The organism is Anaerobacterium chartisolvens (assembly GCF_003337415.1).
Classification (GTDB): domain Bacteria; phylum Bacillota; class Clostridia; order Acetivibrionales; family DSM-27016; genus Anaerobacterium; species Anaerobacterium chartisolvens.
Genome location: NZ_QPJT01000049.1, coordinates 1 through 14,392 on the forward strand (window position 1 = coordinate 1; position 14,392 = coordinate 14,392).

Annotated in this window: 11 protein-coding genes and 1 rRNA gene; 3 read left to right on the forward strand and 9 right to left on the reverse strand. The window is 40.5% G+C overall.

The genetic code is table 11. From position 1 onward, the window contains the following. Positions 1-370: 370 nt before the first annotated feature. From DFR58_RS21095 to DFR58_RS21110, 4 genes are all read right to left on the reverse strand, one after another. Positions 371-1,480 carry a TolC family protein gene (locus DFR58_RS21095; RefSeq protein ID WP_114300373.1) on the reverse strand — a complete coding sequence of 370 codons (1,110 nt, stop codon included), beginning with the start codon at positions 1,478-1,480 and terminating at the stop codon, positions 371-373. 12 nt (positions 1,481-1,492) lie between these two features. Then, positions 1,493-2,851: a TolC family protein gene (locus DFR58_RS21100; protein WP_114300375.1), complete on the reverse strand. Its 1,359-nt coding sequence runs from the start codon at positions 2,849-2,851 to the stop codon at positions 1,493-1,495. A 172-nt stretch (positions 2,852-3,023) separates the two neighbouring features. Beyond that, positions 3,024-6,617 carry an Ig-like domain-containing domain gene (locus DFR58_RS21105; RefSeq protein ID WP_114300377.1) on the reverse strand — a complete coding sequence of 1,198 codons (3,594 nt, stop codon included), beginning with the start codon at positions 6,615-6,617 and terminating at the stop codon, positions 3,024-3,026. Positions 6,618-7,172: 555 nt separating this feature from the next. Then, positions 7,173-7,346: a small, acid-soluble spore protein, alpha/beta type gene (locus DFR58_RS21110; protein ID WP_114300379.1), complete on the reverse strand. Its 174-nt coding sequence runs from the start codon at positions 7,344-7,346 to the stop codon at positions 7,173-7,175. 235 nt (positions 7,347-7,581) lie between these two features. Here DFR58_RS21110 and DFR58_RS21115 point away from each other — a divergent pair, with 235 nt between their 5' ends. Further along, positions 7,582-8,025 (forward strand): cell wall hydrolase, encoded by a 444-nt coding sequence (locus DFR58_RS21115; RefSeq protein WP_114300381.1) that lies wholly within the window; start codon positions 7,582-7,584, stop codon positions 8,023-8,025. A gap of 32 nt (positions 8,026-8,057) precedes the next feature. Beyond that, a complete protein-coding gene (locus DFR58_RS21120) occupies positions 8,058-8,474 on the forward strand; it encodes a hypothetical protein (RefSeq protein WP_114300383.1) in 417 nt (138 codons plus the stop codon). 188 nt (positions 8,475-8,662) lie between these two features. Here the strand turns inward: DFR58_RS21120 and DFR58_RS21125 are convergent, their stop codons facing one another. Further along, complete coding sequence (locus DFR58_RS21125) at positions 8,663-9,088, reverse strand: CBS domain-containing protein (RefSeq protein WP_114300385.1); 426 nt, start codon at positions 9,086-9,088, stop codon at positions 8,663-8,665. 334 nt (positions 9,089-9,422) lie between these two features. On the opposite strand from DFR58_RS21125, the gene DFR58_RS21130 reads away from it, so the two are divergent. After that, positions 9,423-10,529, forward strand: a complete 1,107-nt coding sequence (locus DFR58_RS21130) for an alpha/beta fold hydrolase (protein WP_207659313.1) — start codon at positions 9,423-9,425, stop codon at positions 10,527-10,529. Positions 10,530-10,731: 202 nt separating this feature from the next. Here the strand turns inward: DFR58_RS21130 and nadC are convergent, their stop codons facing one another. From nadC to rrf, 4 genes are all read right to left on the reverse strand, one after another. Further along, positions 10,732-11,565 (reverse strand): carboxylating nicotinate-nucleotide diphosphorylase, encoded by an 834-nt coding sequence (gene nadC, locus DFR58_RS21135; RefSeq protein WP_114300390.1) that lies wholly within the window; start codon positions 11,563-11,565, stop codon positions 10,732-10,734. Further along, positions 11,558-13,159, reverse strand: coding sequence for an L-aspartate oxidase (nadB, locus tag DFR58_RS21140; protein ID WP_114300392.1), 1,602 nt, complete (start codon positions 13,157-13,159; stop codon positions 11,558-11,560). The genes nadC and nadB overlap by 8 nt, the downstream gene beginning before the upstream one ends. Before the next feature lie 18 nt (positions 13,160-13,177). Then, the gene (nadA, locus tag DFR58_RS21145; protein WP_114300394.1) at positions 13,178-14,089 is read right to left on the reverse strand and encodes a quinolinate synthase NadA; all 912 of its coding nucleotides are present in this window, start codon (positions 14,087-14,089) and stop codon (positions 13,178-13,180) included. 208 nt (positions 14,090-14,297) lie between these two features. Continuing rightward, positions 14,298-14,392, reverse strand: a 5S ribosomal RNA gene (gene rrf, locus DFR58_RS21150); the annotation flags it as partial.

Below are 14,392 nucleotides of genomic sequence, written 5' to 3' on the forward strand. Positions count from 1 at the left end.
TGTTTTAAATCTTTTTCTAACCATCTTCGGAATAACTAAATGCTACCCAGTTCCAGTTACTCTGTCAATGGTTGCATTTACTTTGACCGCCCACCCAATAATATTTTCTTCATATACAATTCTCCTTCATATAACTATTTTTTGTATTATTTTACACGCGTGTTATGGCATATAATAACATTAATTTTCTGGATAGTCAACAATATTATTTATTATTTTACTTTTTTTGTATAGAAATATTAATATAAGATTCTTATAATTTCTTATGACATGATTTACAGATCAAAATAAAGCCTGAATGCCGCCTTTTACTATTTTCGAAGAGACAGCTATTCAAGCTTTATTAACTTTAAAAGTGTGGTAAACAGTTCTATGCTTTTATCTTAACCATAAAACTTGATATCTTGTAATTATATTCGTTTATATCCTGCTTAAGCTTCAATTCCGCCTGTTTATAGGCCAGTATAGGTTCTTTGTAGTCTATGGAAGGTATCATTCCGGCCTTATACTTTACTTCGTTCTGAGATAATTTCAATTTTTCAAGCTCAAGAGACTTTCTCTGCTTTTCCAAATCTGCTTTTGCATTCTGCAGGCTCATGTATTCAGCATAAGAAGCCACTATTTCATCCCGCTCAACCTTTTTCAATTCTATACCGGCAAGCGATAAATCCTTCTCAGCATTAATTTTTTCCTTGTCAATGCCTGTGGTTATTGTACTCTGATATAAATCATATCTTCTTTGCTTAAATTCAAGATCCTTTAAGGCAGCTACATAAGTCAGATCATTCTTTTTCAGTAAGTCAACAAGAGCTTCTTTGGCATACTCAGGAAGCGTACTTTCTTTTACCTCCGCGTAGGCAAGGTTAAGCTCTCCTGCTTCTACTCCCATAATTTCCTTAAGATCATCGTAGGCATAATTTCTGTCAGACAGCTCTGCCGCTATATCGGATTCCTTCTGAAGATACTGTATCTCTCCATCCTTCAATGCAACTTGAGAAATCTGACCCAGCTTATATTTATCCTGCAATATTTTATATTTCTCTTCCGCAAAAGCCCTTTCCTCATCATGCAGCTTTGTTCTTTCATTTAAAAGCAGCGCTTTGTAGTACAGATATACTGCTTCAGCCTCTACCCGCTTTTTATTTATTTCAAATTCTTTTCTCAGCTTTTCAAGAGCAAACCTTTCCTCATCGGGAATAACAGTCTTCCAAATCTTCTGCTTTACAGTAGAAAGGGCTTTATATTCCTTCTCCACAGCCTCTGTCCTATATGGATTTTCTGCATTTTTAACAGCATCTTCCACCTCTCCGCCTTTAAAGCGTATCTCAATAGCCTTGACCTGATCCTGCTGGTCATACTCCAGAGCCTTTGACACAACGTCATTGACTGTAAGCTTACTCACATCCCCGTCATCAGCAAATACTGAACTGGAACTAACTAAAAGGCAAAGTGCCAATAGTAGCGGTATAATTTTTTTCATAGAACTCCCCTCCTAATAAAGAATAGTATGCTGAAGCATGTACCATTGGTATGCCTTCACATATTTCATGTTTTCTATAGCCGTATTCAATGTGTTATATCCATTTTCAAGCTTCATTAAATCCAAGTCTGTAGCAAGACCCTGATCTACCTGAAGCTTCAGCAGTTCCTTCTGTCTCTCCATTATTTCCAGCTTCCTTACATTATCCTCTATGGCTCTTTGAGTAGTTTTAATGCCTCTTACCTGACTAATAATAGCCGTTTTCAGCTTATCCTTCATCTGTGCAAATTCAAGCTCAGCCTTATTTTTTTCATCCTCTAAGTCCTTATAGAGATCACTCTTTTTTGAGGTCTGGGTCTGAGCAATATCAAAGCGTGCAACAGCCGGCTTTACGACTGTTTCATTATATATAAACAAGTTTATATTGTCCTTTTCCATATTCTCAATTAGCTTTACCGAGCTTATTTTATCTATTTCTACGGGCTCAAAATCTCTATCAATGTTCAGGATTTGAGACATATCCATTCCTATAAGGCTTTTCAATGCAAATTCCGCACTTTGTGCATTTCTTTGAGCACCTTGGCTGTCAATTTCAGCAGTATCTCTCTGGAGCTGTGCATCCATCAGCTCTGTTTTTGAAACAACGCCAAGAGAATATTTTTTTTCATAATTCTCATATGTCTTCTGGGCGGCCTGCAAATTTTTTGAAGCATTATCCATGCTCTTGAGCGCAGTTATGTAATCAGTATAAGCCTTATAGACATCCACCCTCAATTGATCCTTTTCGCCCTCCAGTGCAGTCCTCTGCTGCTTTATACCAGCCTCAGTTTTTTGAATAAGATTTTGAGTATTTTCAATAAGATCTATCTTATCCTCCGGTGAAGCGATATTCTGAGGATAAAAGGCTAGAATATACTCATAATACCTCTTTACCACCTTATCATCATTAAAATATGTAAGGATTTTATATGTATCGTGCGTCTCACTGAGAACTATATACTCTATGGGATTAACATACCCCTCCAGATACAAAAAACCAAGCGCAGTCTCTATATTATCAGGATCATCTATCTCAAGTCTCATGTTTTTGTAGTCATCTGTGGCAAGATAATTCCTGAACCTTCGGATATCGTCATCCGCCTCAGAAGCGTCGTCCAACTGATCCTGCGTCCTCCCGGCATCATCCAGAGTATCCTCCCAGTCCTCTTCATACCACCGAAGTTTTTCATCAAGCTGTGCCTGAATCAACGCCTTGTCCTGAGTCTGCTCGACGGATAATATGTCCGTTTGGGCAGCGTCAATATGTACAGGTATGCTGTTAAGGCCTGTCACTGTAAGCAGTGCTGCCAGAAATACCGTTAATTTTTTCATTCTACCCTCCTGCAAAATGTTATTTATATGTATATAGATTGATTATATACTTTTGGACTGTCCTTGTAAATCAACTTTTGAAGTGTTAATAAAAAGTTTAAGAAAATACAACTACAGATAAAAAAAGACCCTCATAAATGAGGGTCTTTTTAAATTATCTACAATAAATAACTTAGTCAATAGTTACAGTAACTGAACCAGTTGTCGGATTGTTGTTCAAGTCAACCACTGCACCAGATGCAAATGCTATTTCAACATCTTGGCCCGAAACAAAATCAGTCGCAGCTATTGTTATTGTCGCTACAGGAGCATTTGCTGTTCCACTCCATGCTACTGAAGCATATGGAGCAGATGATGCTACTGATACAGCAGCATCAGCACCTCCAACATCATTTGTTATAGATGAAAGCAAATCAGCAATATCAGTTATAGCTAACGTGCTTGATGCCAATGCTTCATTAAAGCTGATTGTAAAGGAGGTAACACCAGTACCAGCAGTTATATTAGCAGTACCCACTGCAGGAGTAGTATCTGCTGCAGCAACAGTAGCGTTAAGCTTTGTAGTCGTAGCAATTGCATTTCCAAAAACATCGCTCACAGCGTCAGCTACAAAACCTATTTGCAAAGCTCCAACTTTAAGAGCATTAGCCAAGGTAACAGTAGCAGTATTGCCAGCCCATGCTACAGTTCCCGAAGCATCAGCAGGAGCAGCCGCGCCACTTAATGTTATCAAAGCTGCAGAATCAGTAATTGCTTTAGTTGCAGTAGATAAATTCTCATCAAATGCTATGGTTAATACTGTGTCACCTTCAGTTAAGGTACCAGACAGTGTAGCTACAGGAGCTGTCTTATCAAGACCACTCACAAGAGCTGTTCCAGTTTCAAAGCTTCCAAAATCAGCCGCAAAGCTGTTTCCGCTTGCGTCCTTAATTAAGTTAGTAGCTTTAACAGTTACTGTAAAGTCAGTATCTTCATCAATAACGTCCGGTGTAATTGTTACTATAAGCTTATTGCTGTCAGCACCAGTTCCTATACTTGTCTGATAATCATCCATCGCTTCAAGAGGATCAGAAGAATCTGAATTGTTTATAATTACCAGAGAAGATGCGATAGCCGCGATACCCGAAGCAGAAGTACTTGTAATATCTTCGGTAAACGGAATTACTATGGTTGTTACACCAGCAACTTGTCTTACCGGAGCTTTTTGGTTGTCATCAAGGTCAAGGTCAACCTCAGGAGCAACCTTATCCTTTATAGTTATATTAGTAGCAGTAGATACAGTAGCCTCAGTAACAGTCTCTATCTTACTTCCATTTGTGATACTCAGGCGCAAGCCATCTGTGGTTGTACCCAAGGCTCCCTCTGCAAAGTTAAGAATAATCAAATCGTTATCTACATCAACACTGTCTATTACAGGATTAGTTCCACCTGCAGCCCAAGTTGCTGTGAAAGCCTCTTTCTTAGCATCAACTATAGGCTGACTCATTCTAACCTTTATAACATCCTTTTTTTCATAAAGAGCATGCTCTGCAGTATCGTCGTCATAGGCTTTTGTTGTAACATTTGTTGTATCAATATCCCACTCTTTGCCATAGTGACCTGCCTTAAGAGTATTTCCATCTACATCCTCTACAGCAAACACTATTATATCAGTGACATTCCCTGCAACACCAACATTTACCGTGACATCGCTTATCTTTTCCGGAAGCACAATAAGTGCAGCCTTAGCATTTGATATTGCAGTAATTTCAGTATCGCTAGGCAATGACCTTAGTGTAGTTCCCATTTTAATGGTGTAATTCTTAAGGTCTGTGATTGTTTCTATATCCATTGCCTCATTAAAGGACACTATAATCTGACGCACACTACCTGTTACAGTTGTAATTTCAGGAGCACTCTTATCTTCAGCGGTAACAGTAGTAGTAAACGGAAGCATTGTATTATTTAATGTAGTCTTATCCTGAACTCCGCTTATAGTAAGGGTGTTATCCCCACTGGGAAGCTCTTCATAAAGATCAATAGTATACTCGTCAGCATCAACAGTATTTATGGTCTTTATTCTTACAGTGTCTCCGTCCTTATCCTTTATGGAATAGTCGGATCTTTTGCTTCCTGTAACATCCTTGCTGTATGTTACCTTTATTGACTTCTGGTCATCAGCAAGCTCAACATCTGATACCTCTGGCCTTGACTGATCAACTGCAGGAGTAACGGAAACCTCAGATGCAGAAAGAGTGTTTCCTGAATAATCAGATATTCCAGATATATACATTGTGATTGTGTATGCAGGCAACCTGTTTCCATCATTATATTTAAGGGTAACCTTAGCGCCATCAACCTCTACACTGTTAGGATATTTCTTTACAGTACCTGACAACCAGTAGAAATCGTTCTTGCTTACCGTGTCGGGATCTACATCCTCGTCAAAAGTAACAACCGCTTTTTCAAGAGTAGCTGTAACTTCAACTATCTGCGGTGCAGTCTTGTCTTCTACCACATCAAAGTCAATAACCTGTTCCTCGGATTTTAAAGGAGCAAAGTCCTCCGCACCTGATATTGTCAGGGTGTGTGCTCCCGGAGCAATGGTAGTCGAAGAATTATAAGGCTTAAGAGTAGCACTCTTGTCTCCGCTGTCAAAGGTTATAGAACCGACATAGGATTTGCCGTCAAGCTTGAACATTGAGGTTGTAACCTTGTTCATGGGTTCTGAGAAGGTTACCTTCAAAGCCTTGGTTCCAAGGGACTTAACCTCTGTAACTGAGGGAACCCCAACATCCTTAGGAGTGAATTTTATATCATCAAAGCTGGATGTGGATGAGCCGTCAGCAACCTTTATATTCTTAATGTCTATTTCATATTCCTTCTGATTGACAAACTTAGTAGAACCAGCAACATTTCCGTCTTTTAATGAAACGGTAACGGTAACGCCGTCATCAGCCAGCGATGCACTATCTACCTGTATCGAATTGTTTATTCTGTACTTGCTTGCAGTTTCTGCCGAAGCTTTGTCAACCGCCTGATTGTATACTACAACTACTTCCTTAAGGTTTGTAGCCGATACCGAAGCAACCTCGAAGGTAGCAGGTACATCTACATACAAGCCTGCAGCTATAGCAGCGGCCTTGTCAATTTTTCCTGCGTCTACCAGAGTAGCAACAAGAGTCTTTGTTCCGCCCTTTACAGTTGCCTTCAATGCTTCTACTGAAGCAGTAGCGAAGTCAGCTCTTGTAAAGTCTGTTACAGTTGCAACCTTTGAAAGACCTTTGGATGCTGCAAAAGTAAGAGTATCAGCATAAGCAAAGTCGCCTACACCAGCCTCATTCTTCTGTGCATAACCAAGAGCGGTAAGCAGTACCTTGTAATAAGGCTGAGCTTCCATCTGGTCGTTAGGTCCAAAGTTTCCGCTTGCCCCGCCGGCAAAGCCGTGCTCAGGATGAGCCTTGAGGTAAGCCATTATCTTCCTTCCGTCTGCGTTTGTTTCATCTGCATCCGGGAAGCTCTCTGCGTCTTCATCTGTGGCCAAAGCTTCAGCTTCAAGGCCCTTTAATCTTAAATACAAACGTGCAGCCTGCATTCTGTCAACGGAACCTGCAAGGTATTCAACTGTAACTCCGTCACCAGAACCCTTGAGGACTCCAAGGTCTGCGCAAATTTTTGCGTCGGCAGGTATAGTAGTTGTTGCTTCCTCTGCGAAAGCAGGTATCATAGCTGTCATCATAACAGCGATAGCTACTATTACTGCCAAATACTTTTTGAGATTTCTCATGCTCTCAAATCCTCCTTGTAATTTTTTGGTAGTAGGCCCAAACTAGTTTCAAGATCAGGTTACGCCCACTCCGCTTTTGTATAACCCAATCTATTTTTACTGCTTCCTCAAGATAAGCGAGTTGCACCTATCTTGAATTCAAACCCATTATATCATCGGGATTTTTTAGAGTCAATAAATTGATTTTAAGTGTAAAGAAATTGTAACAGTAGTGAAACAAACTGTTGAATATATCAATGAATTGCTGGGAATACTGCCCTTCATAAGGATTTAAGCCTCGGGAAATATTAAAGATGCCTATTTCCGGCATCCCTCTATGACCTGTATTTTTATGCCCTGCTTTGCTTCTTTTCTGAAATCGGTGAGTTTCCAATACATTTTGCTCATCAAATCAAAGATTTTATCTTCCATGGAGCAGCATCCTTTTATTTATATTTTTTATATCAAGCATCTATAATTATATCACCCAAAATTTTTAAAGACAACATTCACGAAAGATGTGCATATTTAAAGGCCGGCATTGCGCCGGCCTTTGTTTGCTAACGGTGGCTTGTCTTATCCTCTGTCGATGCTCCTTTGAGCCATTTCTATGGCCTTTTTAACTATATTTCCGCAATCTCTTGATGATACGGAGCCCCAACCCTCGGACTCAACCGTGTTATAGACTCCAAGCTCCTTAGCTATCTCCGCCTTAAGGGCCTCCGACATAATTCCTTTGTGTCTACTCAAACACTACCGCCTCCTTAAAATAGACAGGCTTTGCCTGCCTGAATTTATTAGCAACGCTATTAGTATATGCATATCTGAGAATATAAATTTACAAACACTATTTCCTGTTTTTTCAAAGCCGAAGCCTTCAACTTTTCTTTTCAAATTTGCTGTTTTATTTGTTGAGGTTACCTTTTATCGGTTATGTTAATATACTGTAGTATGAAATTCACGACGAAGCAGGTGTTTTTATTATATGCCTTACTCAGACAGAGAGCTGTTTGCCAGACTGATTAAATGTGAAGCAGGCGGAGAGGGAGAAGCAGGAATGAAGGCTGTGGCTACCGTCATAATGAACAGGGTGCATGTAACGGGGGGACAATACCTAAGAACGGTGCAGGGCAGCTTGAGAAGAGCGATAGAAGAGCCGGGTGAGTTTACTTGTGTTATGGGCTTGGTTTACGGCGAGGTAAATCCCCAGACAATCTGGATAAGCGATCCTGAGCAAATTCACTATGATGTAGCAGATTGGGCACTATCAGGAAATAAGCTTGTGGGCGTGGATGAATGCCTATGGTACTACAATCCCTTTATGCCTTCCTGTGAAGCCGTTTTCCCTCGAAATGGCTCAGGAAGCCTTTATAACAGAGTGCGTGAGCACTGCTTTTATTTTCCTACCAACCTTTACTGGCAGACATAATAAGTATTGAAATTAAAGAAAGGAGCTTTACAATGAACAATTATTTCAGACAAGGTTTTTCAGAAATGCCGGCTCCCGGAGGTATGCAAATGTCTCAGGGAATGTACGGGCATACCGCTCCCTCCGCATCCATGTATCCTCCTCCCTCGCTTCCGACGGGTATGCCGTTAGGTCCCGCTCCCGGAGGAACACCAAGCCTTCCTCCCTCATCATCGCTTGCCGGCCAGACTACCCAGACACTTCAAAGTCCTCAATTTACCGCAGGATTTTTGAAAACCCAGATAGGCAAGCGTGTAAGAGTGGATTTTCTTATAGGAACAAATACTCTTACCGACAGGAGCGGAATACTGGTGGGTGTAGGAACGAGCTATATTTTATTACGTTCTGAAACCCTCGGCTCCGTAACCATGTGTGATTTGTATTCAATTAAGTTTGTTACATTTTTTTGACACTATTAATTGATTTATTTTAAAATACTCATAAATTATATTTTATATAATGATTATATAATGTGCAAATAGCCCTATACAAATCCATGAGCTTAAATATAGAAGAGAGAGCCCGTTTTGATGCTCTCCCTTCTGTTTCGGCTTTTTACGCTTTAAACAGGCTGTATGATTTAATGACCTTTTTATCTCTACACAGGCTTTGAAGGCTTGCTTATCTCACTTAAGGCTTCTCCCGCCTCAGTATCAAATCTCCTATCCGAGGCCATGTCTCCTAATGCCACCATTCCCACAAGCATTTTATTTTCCACAACGGGAATTCTCCTTATCTGATTTTGTGCCATTATATGAGATACGTCATTTATATCCACGTCGGGCGAGGTTGTGGCAACCTGCGTGGTCATCACATCCTTCACTGCCGTATTCTGAGGGTTTGTGCCATGCGCGACATTTCTTACCACTATATCCCTGTCTGTCACTATGCCCACAACTCCGCTTTGATCGCAGACGGGAACCGAGCCCACATTATGCTTCTGCATGAGCTGCGCTGCTTCTGCTATCGTACTTGTGGGACTTACATAAGCGATATCTCTTGTCATTATATCCCTTACCTTCATAAAATATCATCTCCTTATATAATTAATTGCACCGGCTTTGTATTAATGTGCATCAAGCTTTAGTTTGCCCACAATAAATTATTTTATATAAGTCCCCGCTCGGTGATATAATATAACTATATAGGACGCGATAAAGATTTTACAAACATAGAGGATATAATTGCTTACATCAAGTCATATCCTCCATGTAAAATCTTTATCGCTACATATATACATATTTATTGCATCCTGTATACATAAATGCTTTTAAAAAGGATTGATGCAGATGATTATTAGATCCTGGCAGAGGCTCATTATTTTTATATTTTCTCTGCTGATAATTTTTATCATTTTTATGCATAATTTTGTAAGCCTTCAGGAATTAATGTATTATATAAAATATGAGGCGGTTAAAAAATCTGAGCTTAAGCTAAGCCTGCGTCTTGTAAATCCCTCCGTAAAGCTTTTGGCCTGCGATCCTTCAAACAGCCTCATTCTTAAAGCTGATGTGCGTGACGGTGAGGGGTTCCCCGTAAATAAAGCACTCGTAGCCTTCTCGGTTGAGGCCTCCGGTTTAAAGGATACCGATATCGGCAGCATAATGCCTTTAAAAGCCAGAACCGATAAAAACGGAGAATGTATTGTTAAATATATCCCTCCCTCTTATAGCAATAATCTTTTCGAGGAAGGGAACCCTCGGGTAATTCTGAAGGCTGAAATCCGTAACGGGGACTCAGCCTCTTCCCTTAGCATAAGCCTCACGCGCAATCCCGTTGTTCTGGTACATGGGTACAGAGCGGGTGGTTATGTTTTTGAGAACCTTAACGAGTATCTTTCGTCGCAAGGCTTTAACTGCAGCCTTTTTAACTATGATTCTAGCAACGGCGTGGTTGACTCTTCCTCAAGGCTGGACAGCTTTCTTAAGGAAACAAAGGCTCTCTGCCTGTCAAAGGGGATACAGGTTGAGAAGTTCGATTTGATAGGCCATAGCATGGGAGGCCTGGTGGCAAGATACTATACCTGCAGCAGTGACTATATACTAGAGCATGATGTAAACAAGATTATATTTATCTCAACACCTCACAGAGGATCTCCATGGGCTCCAATAGGCGCAAAATACTATTCGGATCAAGGCATAAAGGATCTGATACCTGATAATGCTCTTTTAACAAAGGTTTTCCCTTCCATGCTTAATAATGGACTGAACAACACCATTCAGACAGGAAGCATCGTGGGACAGTATGATGAAGTAGTGAGCCCCGAAAGTGCTTCTCTGGAGGAGTGGAACATAAATACCGAGGTGTTTTTTGTAGGAGAAACCAGCTTGAACTTCGATAATCTTTTAAAGGGAAACTTTGCGGAGGGCACCAACCATATAAATATACTCAGCAATAAAAAAGTGTTTGAAAAGCTCCAGACGATGCTGAATCAGCAGCTTCCATACCCTATACAAAAAAAATAAGCAAAAAATACGGTAAAAGATATCCACACGCATGTGGATATCTTTTGTAAACTTATTAACTCCTCAAACCCTTATACCATAAGGGTTAACCAGTTTTATATTATGTAATTGTGTAAAAATGCTTATTTTCTTGTGGATATCTTTCCGTTTTATCCACAAGTCGTCTTTACAACCTAACACCTTAACAATATTGCCTCACAGCTCAAATAAACCTCAAGCTTATATCCAATGCCTTTACAGTATGAGTTAAAGCCCCTACCGATATAATATCCACTCCTAACGCCGCGATATCATAAATGGTGTCTAAGCTTACATTTCCCGAAGCCTCTACCAAAGCCCTTTTATTAATATGCCTTACAGCCTCTCTCATAGTTTCGTAATCCATGTTGTCAAGCATTATTATATCGGCCCTTGCTTCGAGAGCTTCATTAACCTGAGCTATTGTCTCGGTTTCCACTTCAATTTTTATAGTATGCGGTATATGCCCTCTGGCTGTTTCCACAGCTTTTTTTATTCCTCCGGCCGCCCTTATGTGATTATCTTTTATCAAAACACCGTCCGATAGACAGAACCTGTGATTTTGACCGCCTCCTGCTCTTACTGCATATTTTTCAAGAACTCTGAGCCCGCAGGTCGTTTTTCTGGTATCTACAACTATTGCAGGCAAATCCTTTATTTTTTCACAGAATTCTCCTGTCTTAGTTGCAATTCCTGAAAGCCTTTGCAAAAAATTCAGCGCGGTTCTTTCGGCCTTCAGAATTGCCCTTGTATTGCCTTCTATAACGGCAATTATTTGTCCTGCTTTTACAAAATCCCCATCTTTGAAGCTCAGAGCAATGCTAATATCCTCATCTAAAAAAGCAAAAGTCCTTTTGGCTACGTCAAGTCCTGCTATTATTCCGTTTTCCTTTGCTATCAGTTGTGCTTTGGAAACTGCCGAAGATGCTATCAGGCTGTCGGTCGTTATATCGCCCATAGGCATGTCCTCTTTAAGCGCCGTCATTATAAGCCTATCAATATACATTTTATCAAGCATTTTTCTCTACTCCTTTTACTATATGTCTTTTCCAGTTCACATCGTCGGTGTCGGGGAAATCAGATCTGAAATGCGCCCCCCTGCTCTCTTCTCTTTCAAGAGCCGCTTCTATAACAAGCCTTGAAAGCAAAAGCATATTCTGCAGCTCAAAGTCTTTAACTCCCTTATTCTTCATGTCAAAAGCAAGCTTGTAAAACTCATCTATTTTTTCCCTCGCATATGAAAGCCCCTGTTTGTCCCTTAAAATACCTACATATGCCGTCATTATATCCTGTGTCTGCTTTTTTATGCTTTCAATGTCCAAATTTTTTTCCTTACGGTCCGAAGCAAAGGACATGGAATTACATGCAGTTGTTCTTTCCTTTAATATTGCTGCCGCCTCATCGCCTATTTTGTGTCCGAATACCAAACCCTCAAGCAAGGAATTGCTTGCAAGCCTGTTAGCGCCGTGTATGCCATTGCAAGCAGCCTCTCCGCAAGCATAAAATCCCTTTATGGACGTCCTTCCGAAGACATCCGCCTTTATTCCCCCCATGCAATAATGCTCGGCAGGGGATACGGGTATATAATCTTTGGATATATCTATTCCATACCCTAAGCAGGTTTTATATATATTAGGAAACCTATTCTCAAGATACTCCCTGCTTTTAAAGGTTATGTCCAGATATACACAGGACGACCCTGTCTTTTTCATTTCAGCAAATATGGCTCTTGAAACCACATCTCTGGGAGCCAGCTCGTTAAGCTCATGATATGCGGGCATAAACCTCTCGCCCTTTATGTTTTTAAGAAGAGCCCCTTCTCCTCGGACAGCCTCTGATATAAGAAAATTTTTGTTTTCAGGATGATATAGCACGGTGGGGTGAAACTGAATAAATTCCAGATCTGTCAGCTCAGCACCGGCTCTATACGCCATGCATACACCATCGCCTGTAGCGACTTCAGGATTTGTAGTATTATTGTAAATCTGCCCGAAGCCCCCGGTCGAACATATTACCATGCTTGACAGGTATATCCTGCATACGCCCTCGTCCTCATCATACGCCAATACGCCCGCACACTTTTTATCCTCCGTCAGAAGGTCTATCGCAAACGTTCTTTCTTTTATTTTTACATTATGCTTGTTCCTTACCTCTGATATAAGCTTATCGCATACCTCTTTTCCCGTAGTATCTCCGGCATGGATTATTCTATTCATGCTATGGGCTCCTTCGCGGGTTAAGGACAGCTCATTGGAGCTTTTTTTATCAAAGTTTACTCCAAACTTACAAAGGCATTCTATATTTTCGGCTGCCTCATTGACCAGAACCCATACAGCCTCGGTATTACACAGGCCGGCGCCTGCATAGATAGTATCGTTGAAGTGCAACTGGGGAGAATCTCCCTTGTCCAGAGACACAGCTATGCCGCCCTGAGCCAGAACAGAATTGCTTATATCTATTGTCTCCTTTGTAAGTATTGCAATATTGTAATTATCGGGCATTTCAAGTGCCGTATATACCCCCGCAATACCACTTCCTATTATAATAATATCATAATGTTCGGCTTCAATTTCAGCAGAATTAAAGTCCCTCAAGTACCTATAATTATCCAAAATGGACTCCTTCTTTCATTACCCTATCTCAAGCATCCTATCAAGGGCTTTTTTGGCTTTTAATCTTATATCCTCATCCAGTTCAATTTTATTCTGCATTTTGTCCAGAGCCTCATATATGCTTCTTAAAGAAGTTTTTTTCATATTTGGGCATAGCAAGCCCGGAGACATGAGATAAAACATCTTGTCAGGGTTATCCTTCTTTAATTTGTACAAAACTCCCATTTCCGTACCTATAATAAACTTTTCAGCTTCGGACTTATAAGCAAAATCAATTATTTGCTTGGTGCTCCCTACAAAATCCGCCATATCCACCAGCTCAGGTCTGCATTCAGGATGTATAAGCAGCAGGGCATCAGGGTGAAGCTCTTTTATCTTCTGTACATCACTTACTTTAACCCTATGATGAGTAACACAAAATCCCTTCCATAGAATAATATTCTTGTCAGGGACGGCCTTAGCTATATAACTTCCAAGGTTTTGATCAGGTACAAAAATAATATCCTTTTTATCTATCGCCTCCACAATCTTGAGAGCATTAGAAGAGGTGCAGCATATATCACTTTCGGCCTTCACCTCAGCCGTGGAATTTATATAACACACCACCGCCGCATTAGGATATTTTCTTTTCTCCTCCCTCAAAGCCTCCGCCGTAACCATATCCGCCATAGGGCACCCTGCGTCGGCCTCCGGTAAAAGTACCGTTTTATGCGGTGACAATATTTTGGCGCTTTCAGCCATAAAATGCACTCCGCAAAAAACAATAACCTGAGAGTCAACCGATGAACAATACTTACTCAAAGCAAAGGAATCTCCGACCATATCCGCAATTTCCTGCACATCGTCCACCTGATAGTTATGCGCCACAATGACAGCATCCTTTTCCTTCTTTAGCTGCAAAATTTTCCGAATAATATCATTTTTGTCCATTATCCCTACCTACCCGATAAAAGTTTTTATTTTACGGCCTATAATTGTTTAAAATTTCACACTTTCATCTATTTTAATACTTTGAGCCGTTTTTGTAAAGAAACATTACGACACATTTCTTAAATAAAATGCACCTTTTAAAAGTTATTATACATTATATATGAAAACAGGCCTCTTTAGAGAGCAACCCTAAAGAGGCCTGATATAAATCTGGCAGAGACCTGCTTTCCCGGGCCGTCACCAGCCAAGTATCATCGGCACTGAGAAGCTTAACTGCCGTGTTCGGTATGGGAACGGGTGTGT

What these genes read in the sequence shown, in the direction of transcription:
- DFR58_RS21095 (WP_114300373.1), bottom strand. Translation starts at nt 1,480, where the DNA reads ATGAAAAAAATTATACCGCTACTATTGGCACTTTGCCTTTTAGTTAGT.
- DFR58_RS21100 (WP_114300375.1), bottom strand. Translation starts at nt 2,851, where the DNA reads ATGAAAAAATTAACGGTATTTCTGGCAGCACTGCTTACAGTGACAGGC.
- DFR58_RS21105 (WP_114300377.1), bottom strand. Translation starts at nt 6,617, where the DNA reads ATGAGAAATCTCAAAAAGTATTTGGCAGTAATAGTAGCTATCGCTGTT.
- DFR58_RS21115 (WP_114300381.1), top strand. Translation starts at nt 7,582, where the DNA reads ATGCCTTACTCAGACAGAGAGCTGTTTGCCAGACTGATTAAATGTGAA.
- DFR58_RS21120 (WP_114300383.1), top strand. Translation starts at nt 8,058, where the DNA reads ATGAACAATTATTTCAGACAAGGTTTTTCAGAAATGCCGGCTCCCGGA.
- DFR58_RS21125 (WP_114300385.1), bottom strand. Translation starts at nt 9,088, where the DNA reads ATGAAGGTAAGGGATATAATGACAAGAGATATCGCTTATGTAAGTCCC.
- DFR58_RS21130 (WP_207659313.1), top strand. Translation starts at nt 9,423, where the DNA reads ATGCATAATTTTGTAAGCCTTCAGGAATTAATGTATTATATAAAATAT.
- nadC (WP_114300390.1), bottom strand. Translation starts at nt 11,565, where the DNA reads ATGCTTGATAAAATGTATATTGATAGGCTTATAATGACGGCGCTTAAA.
- nadA (WP_114300394.1), bottom strand. Translation starts at nt 14,089, where the DNA reads ATGGACAAAAATGATATTATTCGGAAAATTTTGCAGCTAAAGAAGGAA.